Here is a 21534-nt window from a genome sequence, read left to right as displayed (position 1 = left end):
GATGCCCAGAAGAATGTTGGGGCTGTCCGTCGGCGCTTGAGGGATGTGGCGTTCGGGCGAGATTGCGTTCGGGAAAGGGCGGGGGAGCCTGTGGAGGGGCCACACGCGTGGGAGTCGAGCGGTCGGTGCGGCGGGGAGCGGCCCGGACGGCGGGTGGTCGAGGAGGCGCGGCGGGTGGGGTGCGGTGAGCGTGTCCCGGTCGGCGGGCGGAGTGGGGCGCGGCCGGCAGGGCGCGGGGCGCGAGCGGAGCGGATGAGATGAGCAAAGCCAAGACACGCTCCAGCCGCCTGGCGGTGCGGTACTTCGACGACCGGATCCTGCTGACCGACCAGGGGGCCTGGGCGTACTTCCGGCTGCCGACGGTGTCGTACGAGTTCACCACCGGCGAGGAGCGGGAGGCGCTGGCCACCAACGTCACCATCGCGCTCGCCGGGATCCGGATGCAGGACGCGGAGATCCACCTGCGGATCGGGCACCGGATGTACCCGGCGGCCGACTGGGCGCGCGGGCTGGACCGGACGTCCGACGGCGGCAGCGGGTGGCACGACTACCTGGAGGAGATGTACGGCCACGTCTGGGAGCAGGAGTTCTGGACCAAGGAGGTCTACCTGGGCGTACGGCTGGGCCCCCGGGGTGTGGGGGCGCAGTTGTCGGGCGGGGTCCTGGCGCAGTTGCTCGGCTTCTACAAGCGCAGCGAGCAGGCGCTCGGCATCGAGGACGACGCCATCGACAAGCGGGAGATCGCCCGCTGGACCGAGCAGTCCGAGCGGGTCGGCCGGGCGCTGGGCGGGTCGGCCCTGTACGCGCGGCACGCGACCTCGACCGAGGTGGCCTGGCTGTTCCAGCACGCGGTGACGGCGTCGCTGGCCGACCCGCCGCCGTCGTCGGTGCCGCGCCGCACCTGGGGCGCCGGGGAGATCGACGCGCTCGTCGAGGGCGCCATCCACAACGGCCGCTCGTACCTGCGGATGGAGCAGCCCGGCACCAACGGCAGCGGCGGCGCGATCGCGTCCTCGTTCGTGGCGTACCTGAGCTTCGCCCGGTTCCCCGACGTGATGCCGTTCCCGGACGGTGAGCCCTGGCTGCACTACGCCGACGCGCTGCCGTTCCCGGTGGAGATCAGCTCCCGGATGAAGCTGATCCCGCCCGCCAAGGCGTCCAAGGACGTGTCCCGCAAGCTCGCGCACGCCCGCGACATGGACCAGCACATCCGCGAGGCCGGTGCCGAGGCGCCGCTGGCGCTGGCCGAGCAGATCGACGCCGCCCGGATGCTGGAGCACGGCATCACCAAGGAGCGGCTGCCGTTCGTGTACGGCTGGCATCGGCTGATCGTCACCGGGCCCACCGAGGAGATGCTGGCGCAGCGGGTGGACGCGGTCGTGGAGCACTACCGCGACATCGGCATCGACGTCGTGAACTCCACCGGCGACCAGTTCTCGCTGTTCCTGGAGTCGCTGCCGGGCGACCGGATCCGGCTCAACGCGTACGCCCAGCGCCAGCCGCTGCGCACCATCGCGGGCGGGATGCCGGTGGCCACCGTCGACCTCGGCGACCGGCAGGACGACACGGGCGGCGGCTGGGTCGGCCCCTACATCGGCGAGACGCTGGGCCGGGCCCGTTCGATCGTGCACTTCGACCCGCTGGTGGCGGCGGCCCGCAACCGGCCGACCGCCGTGGCGATCACCGGCGAGCCCGGCGGCGGCAAGACCACCCTGGCGCTGCTGCTGATCTACCAGATGGCGCTGCGCGGCGTGACGATCGCCGCCATCGACCCCAAGGGCGACGCCGAGTCGCTGGTCGAGCTGCTGCAGGCGCGCGGCCGCAAGGCTCGGATCCTCCCGCTCGGGTCGGCGGCGCCCGGGCTGCTGGACCCGTTCTCCTTCGGCGACGACCTGGCCGCCAAGAAGACCATGGCCACCGAGACGCTGCGGCTGCTGCTGCCGCGCATGTCGGAGGAACGCGAGTCCGCGATGATCCAGGCGGTCGGCGCGGTGGCCAACGCCGAACGGCCGTCGCTGGGCCGGGTGGTCGACCATCTGGAGGCCTCCGACGACCCGGCCTCCAAGAACCTCGGCGCGGTGCTCCGGTCGATGTCGGAGATGCGGCTGGCCCGGCTGTGCTTCGACCCGTCCGGCGGCGAGCGCATCGACACGGCCGGCTGGACGACCGTGTTCACGCTGGGCGGGCTCACCCTGCCTGACGTGGCCATCTCCCGCGAGGACTACTCCTACGAGCAGCGGCTGTCGGTCGCGCTGATGTACCTGGTGTCGCAGTTCGCCCGGCGGCTGATGCACGGGCTGGACCGCCGGCTGCCCAAGGCCATCTTCCTCGACGAGGCGTGGGCCATCACCTCGACACCCGAGGGGGCCAAACTGGTTCCGGAGGTGTCGCGGATGGGCCGTTCCCGCAACACCGCGTTGATTCTGGTCTCCCAGAACGCCGGGGACCTCTTGAATGAACAGGTGACCAACTGCCTGTCGTCGGTCTTCTCGTTCCGTTCCTCCGAACGGCACGAGGTCGGCAACGTGATGTCGCTGCTGGGTGTGGAGCCCTCCGAGGAGCACAAGGCCGTGCTGCGCAACCTCGGCAACGGCGAGTGTGTCTTCCGTGACCTGGACGGGCGTGCCGGTCGGATCGGGGTGGACCTCGTCTCCGAGGAACTGCTGCGCTGGCTCGACACCAACCCGACCCGATCTCGCCCGTCGTCCCCCCTCAAGCTCTAGGAGGTCTGCCCATGAACGGGTCGTGGCGGAGCCGCGTTCGGCCGGCGGGCGCGACCGACCGCGCCCGGCCCCCGGCCGGTACGGGCGGACCTGCCCGGCGCGCGCCCGCGTCGTCGCCCTGGCCGCGGCGGTCGCTCGCGGGCCTGCGCTCGCGGGTGTCGTCGCCCTGGTCGCCTGCGCTTCGCGTGTCGGCGGGTGGCGGGTTGCGCCGGTCGTCCGCTGCGCGCCTTCAGCGGTCGCCGGACGACGGCGTCTCCCTGCGCCGCATGGGGCGCCGGTCTCGGCCGGTCCGGCGCGTGCGGCGGGGCCGGCGGACGGGGGTGCTGCTGGCGGTGTTGATGCTGTTCATGCTGAGCCCGGTCGCCCCTGCCGCCGCCGGACCGTTCGGCAGCGACCCGTGCCGTCCGCCGGACAACCCATCCCCGGAGATGTACGGGTCCGGGCCCGAGGGGATGATCAAACCTCCCGATTATCCGAGCGAGAAGCTCAGGCGGACGCCTGCGGAGAACCAGACCTACTACGACAGGTACGGGACCGTCGGGCAGTTCTGGTACGCGGTCGACATGGGCTGCTCGGACGCCATGAACATGATGGGCAACGCCCTGGCCAACACCACGTTCACGCTGGTGCGGGTGATGGACCGGACGACGATCACCGTCTATCAGGCCGCGGCGTCGGAGTCGTTGCTGGGCTGGCTGAAGAACACCGTCGATGACGTCATCAGCGACATGGGCAAGACCTTCAACGCCCGCTACTGGTCGTGGGTGGTCATCCTGGGCGCGATCTGGCTGGCCTGGTGGGGGCTGGTCCGCAAACGGGCGAGCAAGGTCACCGAGGGCACCATCTGGATGGTGGCCGCGATGGTGGCGCTCATCTGGCTGGTGGCCCGTCCGGCGGACTTCACCACGTTGGGCACGAAGGTGTCCGAGGCGACCGGCGCGGCGTTCAACGCCGCGCTTCCCCAGGCCGACAACAAGGGCACCACCTGCATTCCCTCGCCCACCGGGAAGAATCCGCTGGCCTCGCCCGACGTGGACGCGACCACCCGCAACGCGAACGGGTTGTGGGTGGCGCTGGTGTGCAAACCCTGGTTGATGGGCGAGTTCGGCACCGCCGATCCCAACGCCAAGATCGTCAAGGACAACGCCGACAAGCTCCTGTGGGCACAGGCGGTGGATCTCTCCGAGGCGCACGGCGGCCAGAAACTCGAACTCAGCAAGAAGGCCGACGCATACAAGGAGGTCTCCAAGAACATCAAGGAGAACCATCCGGGCGCTTACCCGATGTTCCAGGGCAAGAACTGGAACAGCAGACTGGCGGTGGCCTTCGGCGCGCTGTTCGCCGCCACGGTCGCGGGGCTCCTGGTGCTGGTCATCGCGATCGCCTTGATCGTGGTGAAGATCGCCTTCCTGTTGTTGCTGGTGGCAGGGCCGATCTTCCTCGGGATCGGCATCCATCCCGGCATCGGACGGGTGATCGCGATCCGCTGGCTGGAACTGCTGCTGTCCATGCTGCTCAAACAGGCGGCACTCATCGGAGTGCTTTCCCTGTTGTTGTGGGCCTATGGGCTGATCCTTGGTGAAGGGCTTCCCTGGGGCCTGCAGATCCTGCTGATCTCCCTGGTGACGTTCGCGGCCTTCGTCTACCGCAAGCCGTTCCAGCACCTGTTCTCCGCCGTGGGCTACTCGGCGGTCGGTTCGCGGGACAAGAGCGAGGCGCAACTCAACAAGTCCGTCGCCGAGGCGCGCAAGAGCACCGTGGGCGCGGCCACCGCCGTGATGCCGGGGGCGGCCGGGTACCGGCTGGCGCGGTGGGCCAAGCGTGACCCCGCCGAGTCCGCGGCGCTGGGCGACTCCGCCTCGGGCGGTGTCGCCGCGGCGGAGCGACGTGGGGGATTGGCGACGGCCGACGGCGGCGGGGCCGATACCGCGGGTGCCGTCGCCGGCAGGAACCGGCTGGGAGGCGCGGCCGCCGCGGCGGGCTCGGGGCGGTCGCGGAGCAGCGCCCCGCCGCTGAACCTGTCCACTCGGGGCAGGGGCGCGGGCGATTCGACACGGTCCGGCGGCCTGGCCGCCGTCACCACCGGTGGCGGTGCGGGGTCGGGTGGCAATGTCGGCGCCGACGAACCCGCAGCCGGGGGAGCGTCGTCCGGGACCGGCGCTGGGGTCGCCAAGCCCACATCGTGGGTCGGCGGCCGGGGCTCCGGCGGCGGCTCGGGAGGCGCATCCGACGGTGGAGGCGGCGCGGCGTCCGGAGGTGGCGGCAGTCCACAGCGCGATGGCGGTCGGGCCGCGGCCGGCGAACGGACCGGCGGCGGAGGCGTGACCGCGGGCGCCGGCCGGTCGTCCGGGAGCCGTCCCCCCGGTGGCGGAGGCCGAGGGTTCGGCGGCTCCTCCGGTGGCGGTTCGGAAGGCGTTTCCTCGGGCGGCGGCTCTCGCCGGTCGGGCGGCGGCGCGTCCGGCTCGTCGGGTGGTTCCTCGTCCGGCGGTTCGGGCGGTGCCGGCGGCGCCTCAGGTTCGTCCGGTGGTCCGTCGAGCGGCGGCTCCTCGGGCGGCGGCTCCTCGGCCGGTGCGTCAGGAGGCGGCTCGGGTGGCCGTTCGGGTGGGGGCCGCAGTTGGTTCGGTGGCGGCTCTCGCGGTGCAGAGGGTCCTGCCGGTGCAGGCGGTTCTGGCAGGTCCGGAGGCTCCGGCGGATCCCGAGGGGCAGGCGGCTCCGGCGGGTCGTCCGGTGGTGGCGGCGGAGGCGGAGGCTCGTCCGATTCGGCGTCCGGGGTGCCGAAGCCCCGGGCGGGCGGCGAGGGCGGCGGACACGGTTCGGGGCGGAAGGCCCCGCCGCCGCTGTGGGGCAAGCGGGCCGCCGAACAGGATCCGCCGCTCCCGTTCTGGTTGCGTCCCGCTGAAGGTGCGAGTGAGCGAGAGGACTGATGGAGCTCTCGGATCGCCGGCGCAAACTGCTGTTCGCGGGGCTGGCGGTGGTGCTGGCCGCGATCGGTCTCTACCTGACGGTGGCCGACCCCGCCGACACCGCCGACCCGGCGGGCTCCCCGGCCGACCGGTCGACGGCGGCCGCGCCGGGGCCGCCCGTTCCCTCGGTGTCGGCGCCCGGCATCGAGTCGACCATCACGCCGGAGAACTTCGACATCTACCGGTTGCTGCCGTTCCCGCGCCGTGACTTCGCGGCGGCGGCGGCGCTGGCCCAGCGGTTCGTCGCGACCTACGGCACGTACCGGTACGACGAGGACCCCCAAGTCTATGTCGACCGGCTCACGCCCATGGTCACCCCCGAGCTCGGCCAGGAGATCGCGCGGGCCGAGTCCTCGCCGGGCCTGATCGAGGAACGCCGCGCGGGCCAGACGGTCGCACAGGGCAGCGCCACGCTCGACCGGGTCAGGGACATCGCCGAGAACTCCATCATCTTCCTGGTCACCGGTCACCGCGAGGTCACCGAGTCCGGCCGGACCACCCAGGAGAAGAAGCAGTTCGCGGTGACCATCGCCAGGGACGGCGCCGCCCTCCGGGTGTACTCCATCGAACTCGCCAGTGACGCCCAGGCGGGTGACACCGGATGAGCGCGTGCGCCCGCCCCCACGGGACTCCCGTCGTACGACACGAACGAAGCGAAGTCCACCGCACGGACCTCACAAGGTGCACGGGACGAGCGCACGCCATGGGAACGGTGCCCCGGGTGGAGATGGGTGAGGCGAAATGAGACGACGTCTGCTGATCGCCGCGGCCGTCGCCGCGGTCGGAGTCCTCTTCATGACCCTGATGGTCATGCCCGTCTTCCTCGGAGCGGGCCAGTTCATGTACGGCGGCGGCGCGGGAGGCTCGTGCGTCAACACCGGCGGCGCGTCCGACCAGCCGGGCGAGGCCGCCGATGCCAAGTCCATCCCCGGCGACTACCTGAAGCTCTACAAGAAGGCGGGACAGGACTACAAACTCCCCTGGAACGTCCTCGCCGGTATCGGCAAGGTCGAGACCAGCCACGGAACGTCCACCCTCCCGGGCGTCTCCTCCGGGGAGAACTACGCTGGCGCGGGCGGACCCATGCAGTTCCTGGAGCCGACCTTCAAGGCGTTCGCCGTGGACGGCAACAAGGACGGGAAGAAGAGCCGGTACGACCCCGAAGACGCCATCCCCTCCGCGGCCCGCTACCTCAAGCACAATGGCGCACCGGAACGCATGCGCACCGCGCTCTACATGTACAACCATTCGTGGGACTACGTGGACCTGGTGCTGTCCTGGTCCAAGCGCTACGGAGGCGGCGACTTCACCATCGTCCAGGCCGACGGCCCGATCTGCTCGGACACCGAGGGCCTCCCCGAGAACGCCGATGAGGCCATCCAGCGCATCATCGACTTCGCGATGGCGCAACGCGGGAAGCGGTACGTGTTCGGCGCCAACGGCCCCGACGCCTGGGACTGCTCCAGTCTCCTGGAGGCGGCCTACAAGTCGGTCGGTCTCACCATCCCCCCGTCCACATGGGGCCAATGGCCCTTCGGCGTGAAGGTCCCCAAGGGCACCGAGGTCCCCGGCGACCTCGTCTTCTTCAACTCCGGCCCCGGCACCTCGGCGGCCGCCCCGGGCCATGTCGGCATGGTCATCGCCAAGGGCAAGATGATCGCCGCCCGCTGCTCCACCTGCAGCCCGAACATCGGCGTCCAGAGCTACGACCGCTCGGACTGGGTCGGGGTCACCCGCCCCCTCGCCAAGCCGGAGCTCAAGAAGGAACTCGAAAGGCTCCGCTCCGGCTGACCCACCCGCCTCCGGCCGCACACCGAACCAGCAGGGGCCCACGAACCCACGGTCCACGATGCTGCGGGGGGATGCATCAGCGTGCCGTCATCCCTGTGGGCGTGCGTGCCGTGATGCTGGGGCGTGCGTCTGCTGCGATGCTGCGGCGTGCGCCTGCGTGCCGCGAAGCTGCGGAAGGCGCACCCGCCGGCCGCCATCCTGTGGGCGTGGACCTGCGGGTCGCGATCCTCTGGGCGTGGACCTGCGGGTCGCGAGGTTGCGGGCGTGGACCTGTGGGCCGCGATCCTGTGGGGCGTGGACCTGTGGGCCGCGAGGTTGCGGGCGTGGACCTGCGTGGCGCGATTCTGTGGGGCGCGGAGCTGCGTGCCGCGAGGTTGCGGGCGACGACGCTGCCGGTGTGCATCTGCGGGTCAAGCCTGCGGGTGTGCCCTTGCTGGCCGGCCGACCCACCCCGATTCTGGTGCGCCGGGCGCGCACCGAAGCTGCGAACGGCTCACGAACGCGCGGACCGCAGAGCCGCAGGTTCGTGATGCTGCAACTGTGCATCCCTGGGTCCCGAAGCCGGGGGCCGATGAACCCCGCAGGTAAGGGGTGCGGCGGGGAGCGGTCGTTAAGGCGGGTGGGGGTGGGGGCGGATTCCCCGGGGCCTCCGAGGGGCAGGTTGGCTGTGCCGGAAGTGCCGGAGCCTGGAGCGTGGTGGTGAGTGCGGGGGCGCACGGGGGGCCCGGGGTCAGTCCCGGGTTCCTGCTGTGGCGGGCCACGTTGGGGTGGCAGCGGGAGGTCGGCATGGCCCTCAAGCCGCTGGAGTTGACCTACGTGCAGTTCGTTCTCCTGGAGGGCCTGTGGCGGTTCGACGCCCAGGGGCGTCATCCCAGCCAGCGGGAGTTGGCGGATCAGACCAGCGCCGACGTGATGATGACGAGCCAGGTGGTGCGGGTTCTGGAGGGGAAGGCGCTGCTGCGGCGGGCCGTCGACCCTCGGGACGCCCGTAAGCGGGTGCTGACCATCACCGAGGACGGGCGGAGGCTCGCCGAGCGCGCCATGAGGGTCGTTCGGGAGGCCGAGGACGTCTACTTCTCGGGTGTGCCGGACCGGCGGGCGCTGTTGGCGGCGCTGAGCCGCCTCGCGTTCCCGGGTGACTTCCCGCGAGCGGGTCCCGCATCCCCGGAGGGCCTCCACCGTGGGCTTTCCGGCGCGTACTCCCCCGAACGAGGGGCCGGGCGCGACGGTGGCGGGCCCGACGCGAGATGATGGCGATCGTCCGCGGCGGGCGCGGGCCGGGTCGGAACGGGGTGGTCGTCATCATCGTCGTGGTCGGAGCCGCGATCATCCGGGACGGTCGCCTGTTGGCCGCGCAGCGGTCGGAGCCGCCGCGGTTGGCGGGCGGTTGGGAGCTGCCCGGGGGCAAGGTCGACTTGGGCGAGTCGGACGAGGACGCGCTGGTCCGCGAGTGCCATGAGGAGCTGGGTGTCAAGATCCGGCTGAACGAGCGGATCGGCGAGGACTGGCCGCTGAGCGACGAGGGCAGCGTGCTGCGGGTCTGGACCGCGGAGATCCTCGAAGGTGAGCCCGCCGCCCTGGAGCATCTGGCGCTGCGCTGGCTGGGGCTCGGCGATCTGTACGAGGTCGACTGGCTGCCCGGGGACCTGCCCGTCGTCGACGTCCTGCGCGAGCACCTCGGCTGAGACCCCCAGGGCGGCCACGAAGTCATGGCCTCCAGGTAAGGTCCCGATCCCGCCGACGGCGCACCGACCGTACCGTCCCCTATCCCCTCCTACCTGCGCGTATGGGCCCCGACCGCGTCGAGAACCCGCCGTTTCCCCGAAGGACACGCAGTGGTCGCCGGTCTCCCGTGGCGCCGTCGCGCCCACGGCGCGGAATAATGATCGGTGGCGGGACGTTGAGCGCCTGTGGGGCGTCGAAGGAGATCCGCCCCCGGCGAAGGTGATCCGCTCCGCACCTTCTGTGGTAAGTGCCGCCCCCGGCGGCCCCGTAGAATCGTCCGTGCCGCGCCCCGTCTGCGGCGGCTCCATCACCCAGACCCCGAGGCGAGTACGCATGCCCCTTTCCACCCGCGACGACCTTCGTAACGTCGCGATCGTTGCTCATGTCGACCACGGCAAGACCACGCTGGTCGACGCGATGCTCTGGCAGTCCGGCGCGTTCCGTGCCAACCAGGACGTGGACGACCGCGTCATGGACTCCAACGACCTGGAGCGCGAAAAGGGCATCACCATCCTCGCCAAGAACACCGCGATCCGCCGCAACGGGATGACGATCAACATCATCGACACCCCGGGCCACGCCGACTTCGGCGGCGAGGTGGAGCGCGGGCTGTCCATGGTGGACGGGGTGGTGCTGCTGGTCGACGCCAGCGAGGGGCCGCTGCCGCAGACCCGTTTCGTGCTGCGCAAGGCGCTGGCCGCGAAGCTGCCGGTGATCCTGGTGGTCAACAAGACCGACCGTCCGGACGCCCGGATCGACGAGGTCGTGGACGAGACGTACGAGCTGTTCATGGACCTGGACGCCGCCGAGGACCAGATCGAGTTCCCGATCGTGTTCGCCTCGGGCCGGGCCGGGCGCGCGTCGCTGACCAAGCCGGCCAACGGCGGGATGCCCGACAGCGAGGACCTGGAGCCGCTCTTCAGCACCATCCTGGAGACCATCCCGGCCCCCACCTACGACCCGGACACCCCGCTCCAGGCGCACGTCACCAACCTGGACGCGTCCAACTTCCTGGGCCGGATCGCGCTGTGCCGCATCCACGGGGGCACCCTGAAGAAGGGCCAGCAGGTCGCCTGGTGCCGCCAGGACGGCGGGATCGAGCGCGTCAAGATCACCGAGCTGCTGATGACCGAGGCGCTGGAGCGCAAGCCCGCCGACGAGGCCGGCCCCGGTGACATCGTCGCCATCGCCGGCATCCCGGACATCATGATCGGCGACACCCTCGCCGACCCCGACGACCCGATCCCGCTGGCGACCATCACGGTGGACGAGCCCGCCATCTCGATGACGTTGGGCACCAACACCAGCCCGATGGCCGGCCGCGAGAAGGGCACCAAGGTCACCGCCCGGATGGTCAAGGACCGGCTCGAGCGTGAACTGGTCGGCAACGTCTCCGTACGGGTGCTCCCCACCGAACGCCCGGACACCTGGGAGGTGCAGGGCCGCGGCGAGCTGGCGCTGGCCATCCTGGTGGAGAACATGCGCCGCGAGGGCTACGAGCTGACCGTCGGCAAGCCGCAGGTCGTCACCCGCGAGATCGACGGCAAGAAGCACGAGCCGGTCGAGCGGCTCACCGTCGACATCCCCGAGGAGCACCTCGGCGCGGTCACCCAGCTCCTGGCGGTCCGCAAGGGGCGCATGGAGCAGATGTCCAACCACGGCACCGGCTGGGTGCGGATGGAGTTCCTGGTCCCGGCGCGCGGCCTGATCGGCTTCCGGACCGAGTTCCTCACCGACACCCGCGGCACCGGCATGGCGCACCACGTGTTCGAGGCGTACGAGCCGTGGTTCGGCGAGCTGCGCACCCGTCCGTCCGGCTCGCTGGTCGCCGACCGGAATGGCGCGGCGACCTCGTTCGCCATCACCAACCTGCAGGAGCGCGGCACCTTCTTCGTCGGTCCCACCACCGAGGTGTACGAGGGCATGATCGTCGGCGAGAACTCGCGGGCCGACGACATGGACGTCAACATCACCAAGGAGAAGAAGCTCACCAACATGCGCTCGTCCACCGGAGACGAGCTGGAGCGGCTCACCCCGCCGCGCATCCTCTCCCTGGAGGAGGCGCTGGAGTTCATCCGCGAGGACGAGTGCGTCGAGGTCACCCCCGGCGCGATCCGCATCCGCAAGGTCGTGCTGGACTCCAAGGAGCGTGAGCGCACCCGCGCCCGCGCCAAGCGTTCGAGCTGACCCTCCCCGCGCAACGGAACGGCCCCGCAGTCTCGGACTGCGGGGCCGTTCTGCCGTCTGTGCTCAGGAGGTCGGGTCCGCCATTGCGGACGGCGGCGGCGGGGCCACGACGTCGCCCGAGCCGAGTACGGAGCTCAGGCCGGGCCCGTAGGTGTCGACGAAGACCTGATTGGGGGAGCCGACGGCCCAGGTGTCCTTACTGCCGTAGAAGGCCGCGGCGACGAAGCCGTCCCCGTAGGCGGGCACCTTCGTGGCGAAGTAGCCGGCCTGGCCGGTCGTCGTCCAGCCCAGGTGGTACCAGGTCTTCTTCCCCTTGAAGCGGAAGATGATCCGGACGCGCTGGTTGGGGAACGCGGTCGGCTTGGGCTGCTGCCGGTTGTAGAAGCGGGTCAGCCGCCCGCGCACCGTGACCGGGCGGTCGGTGCGGACCCGGGTCGGGGAGACGGTGATGTCGCTCATCCGCGTGCCCCAGCGGAGGGTCCTGCGGACGGGGCTGGTCGCCGGCATCGCCTGGGGGCCGCCCACGTACCGCGCCCGCCAGTGACCGGAGCGCCCGACGGTGAAGCGCGTGTTGAACTTGTTGGCGGCGTCGAGACGTACGGCCTTGTGCCTACGCCAGGGCCCGCCGGCCTCGTAGGAGTACTCGATCAGCACCTCCTGGCCGCCGTACCGCCTGGTGACCCCGGCCTGGCGCGGGTTCATGGCACCGGACACCGTGACCATGCCGTGCGCGTCCATCGCGGCGGACAGCGTGAGGTTGACGGCCGGGCGAACGGTCACCGGGGCCGGCAACTTCGCCGTGGGTGTCGTGAGGTAGAAGCCGCCGTCGTGCACGGCGGTGCCGCTGACCGTGATGTCGCACACCGGATGGGCAGGGACGCTGTACTCGCCCTTGTCGTTCGTCCATGTCTTGGCGGTCAGGGGCGCGGCGTCGCAGCGGTGCTGCAGATCGAGCGAAACGCGCGCGCCGGCGAGGGGCTCCCAGAGCCTGGTGGACGGCGACTCCCACTCCACGAGTCCCTTGAGGTCGACCGGCTTGCCCTGGTCGACGCGGCTGCGGTCGGCGCTGATGTCCATCCGGGTCCGCACCCGTGCGACGGCGATCTCGGGTGTGGAGGCGGCGGCGCCCGCGTACTCGCCGGACGGGGCGACCTCGGCGCGGATCGACGCGGGGCCGTGGCGGGGCGCGTGGGTCGCGCTGAACTTCCCGCCGTCGTCGGTGACCGCGTCGGGGATGGCGGGATCTTCGGGATGGGCGCGGAACGTGACCGTCCAGCCGGCCAGCGGGCGGGGCGTCTCGCCCGGCGGCTCCGCCATGACGTTCCCGGTGAGCGTGACGGTCGGGTTCGCGGGGTCGACGGTCGTCCGGTCGACGCCAAGGGTGATCTTCACCGGGATCGGGTCGGCCGCCGCGTGGGCCGGCGGGGACAGCAGGGTCCCGACGAGGGCGAGGACGAGCGCGATGGACATGCCGAGGGTGCGGCGCAACGGAGGACCTTCTTGATCGCCGACGGTGGTGGCGGGAGTCTATCGCCGTACGATCGGCGCGGTCAGTCGATTCCGGCCGTTATCGGTCGTTCTCACCCGTCTCCGGTCATCCGGTGCGGGAACGGCGACGGCCCCGGGGGGCTGTGCCCGGGGCCGTCCGTGGGGAGTCCCGCGATCAGGCCAGCGTGCGGCTGTCGCGGATGTCCTTGATGTCCTCGCTGATCTTGAACATGACGATCAGCAGCTCCAGCCACACCCGGGTGGCCATGACGCCGAGGAACCAGGCGATGGGCGCGATGATGATGATGATCAGACCGCCCACCGCGCCGCTGTCGGTGCCCGAGGCCATGAAGGCGAACCCGGCGATCACATAGATGATCGCGAACAGCGAGATCAGGATCAGGTTCACCACGAAGAGGAACTTGATCAGCTTCGGCGCCACGAAGTTGTCGAAGCTGAAGTCGAACAGCGAGCCGAAGAAGCCCTTGTCGTTGTCGTAGCGCGGACCCGCGGGCGGCCGGTAGGCGGGCTGCGGAGGGTAGGGCTGGGGCTGCTGCTGCCAGCCACCAGGCTGACCCGGGCCCGGGCCGTAGGGGGTACCCATCGGTGAACTCCTGACTGTACGTGTCGTGCCTTGCGCGCGCGGGGTGTGTGCGACGCCAGACCATACCGGACCGATGTGGCAGTGTCCCGGTCAGAATGCGCACTCTGGCCGGAATGTTGGTGAGGCGTGACGATGACGACGGAAAGGTGAACGAGGGGCACCGACGGAGTGACATGCGCCCGACCGGGACGCCGGTGGGCGACCCGGTCGGCGCGTGGGCATGGAGCGGTGGTCCCCGCCGGCCGTTGCCGTACGGTCCGGCGCCGGTCCTATGCCGGTCAGGTGAGTTGGACGGTCCCGGTGACGTCGGCGGCCAGCCGTAGCTGGTCGCCGTCGCGCAGCGGGGCCTCGACCCCGCGCGGCAGGCGCTCGCCGTTGACGAAGGTCCCGTTGGTGGAGCCCTCGTCCCGTACCCAGGCCGTCCCGGACGGGTCGAGCCAGACCGTCGAGTGACGTCGGGACACGTTGTCGTACTGGGTGAACGTGTTCGCGACGGGGGACTGACCGGCGTCGCGCCCGAGCACCAGGTGCTGGCCGACCGACACCTTCAGCTCCCCGTTCGGGAACACCAGGCGCAGGGCGGGCGCCTGTTGGCGCAGCGGACGCAGGCAGTTGTCGCACTGCGCGGCGGCCGGATTGCCCAGCACGTGCTCGCAGTGCGGGCACATGAACGCCGTGCTGTCGCTGGGTGGCTGCCGCCGCTGGGCCTCCTCGGGGGGCAGCAGCGTCGCCTCCCGCCCGTACGGCGGCGGAGTCGGCGGCCGGCCGCCGTGCTGGTGGCCGGGCGATGGCATCGGGTGATCCGCCGGTCCGTGCTGGTGCGGCGCGTGCTGGTGGGGAGCCTGCCGGCCGCCCTGACCGGACGGCCAGTCGGGCCCGGGCGTCGGGGCGGCCGCGGGGGGCCAGTCTTGGCCTGCGCCCTGTCCGCCTGCACCTTGTCCGCCTTGTGCGGGGGGCCAGTCCTGTCCGGCACCTTGTCCGCCTTGTGCGGGGGGCCAGTCCTGTCCGGCACCTTGTCCGCCTTGTGCGGGGGGCCAGTCCTGTCCGGCACCTTGTCCGCCTTGTGCGGGGGGCCAGTCCTGTCCGGCACCTTGTCCGCCTTGTGCGGGGGGCCAGTCCTGTCCGGCACCTTGTCCGCCTTGGGCAGGCGGCCAGTCCTGACCGGCACCCTGGCCTCCCTGAGCCGGGGGCCAGTCTTGGCCTGCGCCTTGTGCGCCTTGCGCGGGGGGCCAGTCCTGACCGGCTCCACCTTGTGCGCCCTGGGCCGGGGGCCAGTCCTGGGCTCCGCCTTGTGCGCCTTGTGCGGGGGGCCAGTCGTGGCCTGCGCCTTGGCCGTGGGCCGGCTGGTGGTTCGGGCCCGGGGCGCCCTGGGTGGGCTGATGGTTGTGGCCGGGACCCTGTCCGGCTTGGGCCGGGGGCCACTCTTGGCCTGCGCCTTGTCCGCCTTGTGCGGGGGGCCAGTCTTGACCGCCTGCGCCCTGGCCTCCCTGGGCGGGGGGCCAGTCGTGGCCGCCGGGGCCGTGGCCGGGCTGGTGGTTCTGCTGGTGCGAACGCCAGTCGTCCGGGGGCTGCTGGGAGGCGGGCGGGTGCTGGTGCTGGTGGTGACCGTGCTGGGGACCCGGGTGCGGCGCGGGTGGGTGCTGCTCGTTCGCCGGGGCGGCGCGGCGTCCGGCGCCGACCCGGGCCAGGTTGGCCCCACAGGACAGGCACAACAGATCACCGGGCTGGAACGGCTCATCGCAGATGGGACAGGCGTGATTGCTATGGTTCATGGCCGCCAGGACACCTCCCCCGCACGTACTCCGGCCTGCTCCAACATCGACGTGAGGTGCGTCATGTCACCCCGTCGCGGGATCCCGATGTAGAACACCCGCCTTCCCTCCGGCCCTTCGTCAACGGACACCTGTACCCGGGGGCGCGCCCCTGGGTGAGGGGCGGTGCCCGCGGCCGCCTCGCCGCCGATCGGCGATCCGTACCGCTCGCGACCGAGGGCGGTCAGTGGCACGATGCGCTGGTTTGCCGACCCCTTCCAGAGTAGAGAGCCGTCGGCGGGGTGTCCCCCCTCGGGCCCCTCGGGATTGAGCCGGTCGACGTACGGCCCCGTGATCACGGCGTCGCACAGGTTCAGGATTTCGCGGGTGGCCGCCGAACGCGAAAGCCGTGAATGGACATATCCACTGTAGACGAGGATGTCGGTCGGAGAGTTCGCGCGCCAGGCGTGGACGCCCCGGAGCAGCGCCGCGAGCGCCTCGGGCTGCTGGAACGGCTCCCCGCCGGAGATGGTGACACCGTCCGGTCGTTCCGGCAGCGACTCCAGCCAGCCGAGGACCGCGTCGACCGGCACGGCCTTCGAGGGGTCGGCCTCCCAGGTGTCCCGCGACAGGCAGCCGGGGCAGTGCAGGGTGCAGCCCTGCGTCCAGATGCCCGCCCGGGTCCCCGGGCCGAGGGTGGTGACCGGGTAGTGCGCCTTGGACAGCAGCAGTGCCGGGGGTCCGGTCACTGGATCTCCAGCTCGACGATGCCGCCCGAGCGCTGGATCCCGGCGACGGTGATCTGCTCGTCGGCGGCCAGCTCCCGGTCGAACAGGGCTCGCGCCAGCGGGTTCACGAAGGTCGACTCCAGCGCCATGCCGATGCCCCGGCCGCCCTTGTCCAACTCGCTGGTGCACCACTCGCGTAGCGTCTTGCGGACGTCGCCCTTGATGGTCAGCGCCAGCCGGTGCTCGTCGGCGACCCGGCGGCAGATGTTGGCCAACTGCAGCTCGAAGATCCGGTCGGCGGCCTCGGCGGAGATGAAGTTGAACACCACGATGTTGTCGCCGAACCGGTTGAGCAGCTCCGGCCGGTTCAGCACGGTGGTGAAGTGGTCGTTGATGGCGCCCTTGAGCCTGCCGTCGATCTCCTCGTACGACATGCCGGAGTTGATGTTCAGGACCCGCGCGCCGGGGGAGAAGCCGCCGTCGCGGACCGTTCCGGGTGAGGCCTCCACGTACATCCCGAGGTTGGAGGTGAAGATCAGGATGGCCTCGGAGAAGTGCACCGTGTTGCCGCGCCCGTCGGTGAGCCGCCCGTCCTCCAGGATCTGCAGGAACTTGTCCAGGATCCGCGGGTGCGCCTTCTCGATCTCGTCGAACAGGATCACCCGGAACGGGTCCTCGCGGATGGCGTTGGTCAGCTCCCCGCCGGCCTCGTGCCCCACATAGCCGGGCGGCGCGCCGATCAACCGTTCCCCGGCGTGGTCGGAGGAGAACTCGCTCATGTCGAAGCGCAGGTACGCCGACTCGTCCCCGAAGATCAGCTCGGTGATCGCCTTGGCCAGCTCGGTCTTGCCGGTGCCGGTCGGGCCGGCGAAGAACAGCACGCCGCGCGGTCGGGACCCCGACCGGGTGGCCTGAGCGCCGGACAGGCCGAGCACGGCCCGCTTGAGGATGTCGAGGGTCTTGGTGACCGCCTGGGGCTGGCCGACGACCCGATCGGGGACCCGGTTCTCGCCCTCCAGGACGCGGCGGCGCAGATGGCCGCGGCTCCACGGGTTGTCCAGCACGCCGAGCTTGTACGTGCGGACGGCGTCGGGGAGGTCGGGGAGCTTGACGTTCCGCTCGCGGGCCAGCCGGGTGATCTCGATCATCGACTGGAGGGTCAGCCCGTCGGCCTGCTCGGCGAACGCGTCGCAGGCGTCGCCCGCGGCCGGGTCGGCGCCCACGTCGGTCACCCCGAACGCCCGCGCCAGCAGCCGCGCGGTCTCCTGCCGGTCGCCCAGGTGTGGCCGGGGGATGGTGATCTCCCGGATGTTCTCGTTCCCCGTGGTGAGCCAGGGCGGCAGGTCGCCGGGACGCTCCACCAGCCAGATGACCGGGTTGTAGAGCGGCTTGGGCCGCGGGCCGGACACCCGAACCGGACGCGCGGTGCGCGACAGCTTCTCGCAGTAGCGGAAGAAGTCCCGCTCGGCGGGCTCCAGGTCCGTGGGTGTCCGCGCGATCCGGGACGCCGAGTCGATCAGGAACGCCATGCGCACGTTCTCGGCCGGTCGGGCCACGCCCGCCAAGTGCCGCGTCAGCGCCTCCAGCGACGGCTTCTCGTCCGGCTTGAGCTTGCCCAACAGTTGCTCGGCCGCCGCGCCCGCCTCGTCCCCGATGTCGTCGTCGGTGTCGGGATAGACCAGCAGCCCGTCCACCGGGTCGTAGACCACCAGGCAGGAGAAGCCGCTGGAGCGCAGCGACTCCCACAGCAGATCGCGCAGCGGCAGCAGCCGCGCCGGGCCGTGGTCGGCCGACGGCGCGAGGAAGCTGTCGTGCAGATTGCCGGACAGGACGTACTGCGAGTGCACCGACAGCGTGGCGTCCAGCTCGCGGATGAACGCCGGCCATCCCTGCAGCCGTCCCCCCAGTGTTGGCGACTCCGTCATGATCCGCGCTCCCGCTCGCGCTCCCGTGCCTGCTGTCTGGTCCGGGCTCTAGTCTGCCGTGCCTCGGCGACCACCGGCAGCTCGTGGTCGCCGGGCTCGATCCGCCAGGTCACCGCCGAGTCGATCCCGGCGGCGGCCAGCCGCTCCCGGGCCGCCTCGAACGCCGCGCACCACTCCTGCTCGCGCTCGGCGTCGCGGCGCCGGTCGTCCTCGCTCTCCGGCGCCCGGGTGCGGACCATCGCCGCCCTGATCGTACGGGCATCGTCCACCCGCATCCGCACGCCGTGGTCCGGCCAGCCCCCGCGGGAGAGGATCACCTGGCCGTCCTGGGCGGTCAACGTCTCGAACCCGGCGTCCACCTCGTAGCCCATCTCCTGGAACGCGGCGGTCACGGTGTTGAGCACGTACCGTCGCTCGACCTCGGCCTGCTCGGCGGCGTCCCGCTCGCTCGCGCGTCGCCGCTCCTCCTCGTGGCGGGCGGCGGTCCGCTCGTTGGCGGCCTGGACGCGGAGCCGCACCTCGCTGATCAGCCCCTCGGCCTCCGCGTCGGTACGGACGTCGGCCAGCCCGCGGGCGGCCTCGGCGACGTGCCGGCGGTCGGTCTCGGCGGTCTCGGGCGCGAGCCTGGACAGGATCCGGACGAGGGTCTCGGCACGCCGGTGGGCTTCGTCCTCGGCGGGTCGGGAGGCGCTGCGGGTCTCCGAGGTCTCGGGGGTCTCGGAGGTGCGCAGGTCGGCGCGGAGGCCGTCCGCCGGGATCTCGAAGATCCCGGCGGCGACCGTCGTGGCGAGATGCTCGCTGATCCGCCGCTCCGCCTCGGCCAGGGCCCGGTCGGCGGCCGCGCACCAGGCGGCCAGCTCATCGGGCGAACCGTCGCCGGGGGGCATCGGCGCGGGCAGCGCGACCTTCGTGCCCGCCTCCCGCTGGGCGTCGGCCAGCACGGCGATCCGGGTGTTGCGTTCGATCACCTGGCGGACCACCCGGTCCTGCCGCTCGGCCTCGGCGAGGGCGGCGGCCCGTGCGTCGGCCCGGCCCTGGGCCCGCGCCGCCAGCGCCTCCGCCCCGGCCGCGGTCAGCCCGGCCGCCTTCCCCGCCACCCGGTTCATCCCCAGGCTGAGGACGACCGCCGCGTCCAGCGCGATATCGGCCTCGACCCCGCTGCTCATTCGGCTCCTCCGGACGTGCGGTCCACTCAGGCCGTCCCGAGGGCCGACCGGCGGGCCTGCTCGTGTTCCTGTTTCCAATGGTGCAGCCGTACTCCGGCCGCGATCGCGTGCCCCGCCGGGACCGCCACGAGGACGAGCAGCCACAGGATGCTCGCCATGGCGGTCACCAGGCTGAGCAGCAGCAAGATGATCAACAGGGGGATGATGCCGGCGAGCAGCAGCAGACCGCAGCCGCGCCGGCCGGTGTTCTGGGCGGACGCCGACAGGGTCTGCGAGGCCTTGGAGAGGCCCCGGCTCCCCGCGCCGAGCGCCTTGGAGAACCAGGACCAGGGGCCGTAGGGGAGGTAGTCCCCGCCCTGCCGCCGGGCCAGCAGCACCTCGGCCCCGCACTGCACGGCCCAGGCCACCACGGACGCCATCACGAGCAAGCCGAAGGGAACACCGGAGGCGGATTCGAAACCGCCGTACCCCTGAACTCCGTCATCGTCGTCGCCGCCACCGGAGGAAAGGGCGTCGACCACCCAGCTCCCGAGGAACCAGAGGGCCAATAGGGGCAAGGTCCACAGAACCGCGCGGCCGGTGGCCGCGCCGCGGCCCGCCAGGCGGCGGTGTTCGCGTTCGGCCCACTGGCGGCCGTGCTCGACGAGTCGACGTTCGGTGACCTCGCGGTCCTGGGCGACCAGGACGGCGTCCGGCCCGGCGCGGACCACGGCCAGCAGCCGCAGTGGATCGCCGCCCTGCGGATGCCCCACCCCCGCCCAGCCCGCCAGTTGGTCGAACCACGGCACGGGCTCCCGCACGGAAGCACGGGCCCGGGCGGCCGCCTCGGACAGCGAACGGGCCGTCTCCGCAGGCCGGGCGGCCAGGGCCAGCAGCGTGAGGAGGATCACCGGCGGATCGTCGGCACGGGCCCCCCCGTGCTGCGGGGCACGGCCGCCGGGTCCGCCCGCGTCCGGCTGCCGCACCATGCCGTCGAAGGGGGCCTGGGGCCCGGCATCGCCGCGCAGCCATCCGGCCAGCCGGTTCCACTCCGACACGTGGGCCCGCCACTGGTCGTCGATCGCGCGCAGGCCGTCCGCGCCCTCGAACGCGGCCAGTTCGGGCAGCAGTCGGTGTTCCCACAGGGCGCGGCCGATGAGGCACGCGGTGCGGTGGTCGGGATGGCGCGGGTCGCCCGCCAGCGCGGCCAGCCCGGGGAGATCGTCGACGCCGACGCGGCGGCCCAGGTAGTGCGGCGGCAGGGTCGGGTCCAGCCAGCGCACCAGGTACAGCACCTTGACGTCCGGCGGCAGCGAGGTCGTGAGGCGGCCGTCGATCAGCTCGATGCGGTCGTCGTCGGGGAATCCCGCCAGCCAGTCCCGCAGCGCCCGCCACGCCTCGCCGGTCTCGCCGCGCGCGAAGAAGTAGCGGGCGGCCTCGTCCCATCGTTCGACGAGGGCGCGCGCCAGCTCGCCGCGGTCGGTGAAGCGGCGGCCCGCGAACGGCAGGCCCGGCCCCGGGACCGACGGCGCGGCGGTGGGCGCCGGCGGCCGTTCGGTGGCGACGGGCGGGCTCTCGCCGTCCAGCCAGCGGTGGATCTCCGTCGCGGTCCAGCGTCGCCGTGGGTCGCGGGCCAGCAGCCCCTGGCACAGCAGCCGCAGCCGCGGATCGGCGACGTCGGAGCTGTCGATCGGCCGGGTGGCCAGGTGGTCGACGACCACGGTCTCGCTGAGCCCGGCGAACGGGGGCCGTCCGGTGGCCAGCTCCCGGACGATCATGCCGAGCGACCACCAGTCCCGGGCGGGGGACACCTGGCCGGACAGCGACTCCGGGGCGGCGTAGGCGAGGGTCCGGGACGAGGACGCGAAGACGACGCTCTGGTCGAGGACCTTGCTCAGCCCGAAGTCGGTGATCGCCACCCCCACCGGGTCGGTGGCGGTGACCAGGACGTTCTCGGGTTTCAGGTCGCGGTGCACGATGCCGACGCGGTGCAGCGCGTCCAGCCCGGCGGCCAACTGCGCCACGATCGCGATGACGGTCGGGGCGGGCGGCGGCGCGTCCATCAGCCCGCGGAGGTTCCCCGCCGGGGCGTACTCCGACAGCTCGTAGTCGCGTCCGTCGGCGTGCCCGGTCTCCAGGATCCGGACGACGTGCGACGAGTCGAGGGCCGGCAGCTTGGCCCACACGTCACGGTCGGCGGAGTAGCCGCGGCGGAACACCTTCACCACGTACTGCGCGCCCGTCGTGTCGCGAACGAGGAGCAGGTCCGACTCGGCCCCCTGAACGGGCAGCTCCCCGTCGACGGTGAAGCGCCCGGCCAGCACCGCCGGCAGCCGGATCAGCGGCTCGCCCGGAACGCCGGGGCCCCCGGGCGTGGTGTCCCGGCGGGTGGATCCGGGGTCGGGTCGCGGACCCGGGACGCCGGGCGACCGCGGATCGCGGTGGGTGACCCCGGGGTCCCGCCGCGTGTGGTGCGGGAACTCCTCGAACTCGGACACTTACCG

At 72.0% G+C, this 21534-nt stretch carries 14 protein-coding genes; 7 read left to right on the top strand and 7 right to left on the bottom strand.

The annotated features are described in order from the left end of the window. Positions 1-257 precede the first annotated feature (257 nt). The 7 genes from DFJ69_RS07210 (at position 258) to typA (ending at position 11389) form a co-directional block, all read left to right on the top strand. Positions 258-2723, top strand: a complete 2466-nt coding sequence (locus tag DFJ69_RS07210; protein ID WP_116021761.1) for an ATP-binding protein — start codon at positions 258-260, stop codon at positions 2721-2723. 296 nt (positions 2724-3019) lie between these two features. After that, the gene (locus DFJ69_RS36105) at positions 3020-5647 is read left to right on the top strand and encodes a type IV secretion system protein (protein WP_281275823.1); all 2628 of its coding nucleotides are present in this window, start codon (positions 3020-3022) and stop codon (positions 5645-5647) included. Next, entirely contained in the window at positions 5647-6291 is a 645-nt protein-coding gene (locus tag DFJ69_RS07200) for a hypothetical protein (RefSeq protein WP_116021759.1), read from the top strand. The genes DFJ69_RS36105 and DFJ69_RS07200 overlap by 1 nt, the downstream gene beginning before the upstream one ends. 136 nt (positions 6292-6427) lie before the next feature. Beyond that, positions 6428-7477, top strand: coding sequence for a C40 family peptidase (locus DFJ69_RS07195; RefSeq protein ID WP_116021758.1), 1050 nt, complete (start codon positions 6428-6430; stop codon positions 7475-7477). Positions 7478-8176: 699 nt separating this feature from the next. Then, entirely contained in the window at positions 8177-8728 is a 552-nt protein-coding gene (locus DFJ69_RS07190) for a MarR family winged helix-turn-helix transcriptional regulator (protein ID WP_116026458.1), read from the top strand. After that, a complete protein-coding gene (locus DFJ69_RS07185) occupies positions 8725-9162 on the top strand; it encodes a (deoxy)nucleoside triphosphate pyrophosphohydrolase (RefSeq protein ID WP_245974099.1) in 438 nt (145 codons plus the stop codon). The genes DFJ69_RS07190 and DFJ69_RS07185 overlap by 4 nt, the downstream gene beginning before the upstream one ends. A 373-nt stretch (positions 9163-9535) precedes the next feature. After that, positions 9536-11389, top strand: coding sequence for a translational GTPase TypA (gene typA / locus DFJ69_RS07180; protein ID WP_116021756.1), 1854 nt, complete (start codon positions 9536-9538; stop codon positions 11387-11389). Positions 11390-11452: 63 nt separating this feature from the next. On the opposite strand, the gene DFJ69_RS07175 is transcribed toward typA, so the two are convergent. The 7 genes from DFJ69_RS07175 to DFJ69_RS07145 form a co-directional block, all read right to left on the bottom strand. Beyond that, positions 11453-12877, bottom strand: coding sequence for a hypothetical protein (locus DFJ69_RS07175; protein ID WP_116021755.1), 1425 nt, complete (start codon positions 12875-12877; stop codon positions 11453-11455). Between the two features lie 175 nt (positions 12878-13052). Continuing rightward, entirely contained in the window at positions 13053-13481 is a 429-nt protein-coding gene (locus DFJ69_RS07170; RefSeq protein WP_116021754.1) for a DUF4282 domain-containing protein, read from the bottom strand. A 278-nt stretch (positions 13482-13759) separates the two neighbouring features. After that, complete coding sequence (locus DFJ69_RS07165) at positions 13760-14275, bottom strand: FHA domain-containing protein (protein WP_116021753.1); 516 nt, start codon at positions 14273-14275, stop codon at positions 13760-13762. A gap of 974 nt (positions 14276-15249) precedes the next feature. Then, positions 15250-15981, bottom strand: a complete 732-nt coding sequence (locus DFJ69_RS07160) for a 4Fe-4S single cluster domain-containing protein (RefSeq protein ID WP_116021752.1) — start codon at positions 15979-15981, stop codon at positions 15250-15252. Further along, a complete protein-coding gene (locus tag DFJ69_RS07155) occupies positions 15978-17885 on the bottom strand; it encodes an AAA family ATPase (protein WP_116021751.1) in 1908 nt (635 codons plus the stop codon). The genes DFJ69_RS07160 and DFJ69_RS07155 overlap by 4 nt, the downstream gene beginning before the upstream one ends. Beyond that, the gene (locus DFJ69_RS07150; RefSeq protein ID WP_116021750.1) at positions 17882-19051 is read right to left on the bottom strand and encodes a response regulator receiver protein; all 1170 of its coding nucleotides are present in this window, start codon (positions 19049-19051) and stop codon (positions 17882-17884) included. Before DFJ69_RS07150 ends, DFJ69_RS07155 begins: the two co-directional genes overlap by 4 nt. 26 nt (positions 19052-19077) lie before the next feature. Continuing rightward, positions 19078-21528, bottom strand: a complete 2451-nt coding sequence (locus DFJ69_RS07145) for a serine/threonine-protein kinase (protein WP_116021749.1) — start codon at positions 21526-21528, stop codon at positions 19078-19080. Between the last annotated feature and the right edge of the window lie 6 nt (positions 21529-21534).

This window comes from Thermomonospora umbrina (assembly GCF_003386555.1).
Classification (GTDB): Bacteria; Actinomycetota; Actinomycetes; order Streptosporangiales; family Streptosporangiaceae; genus Thermomonospora; species Thermomonospora umbrina.
Note: the sequence above shows the minus strand (reverse complement) of the source record. Positions and strands in the feature narration are given on the sequence as shown.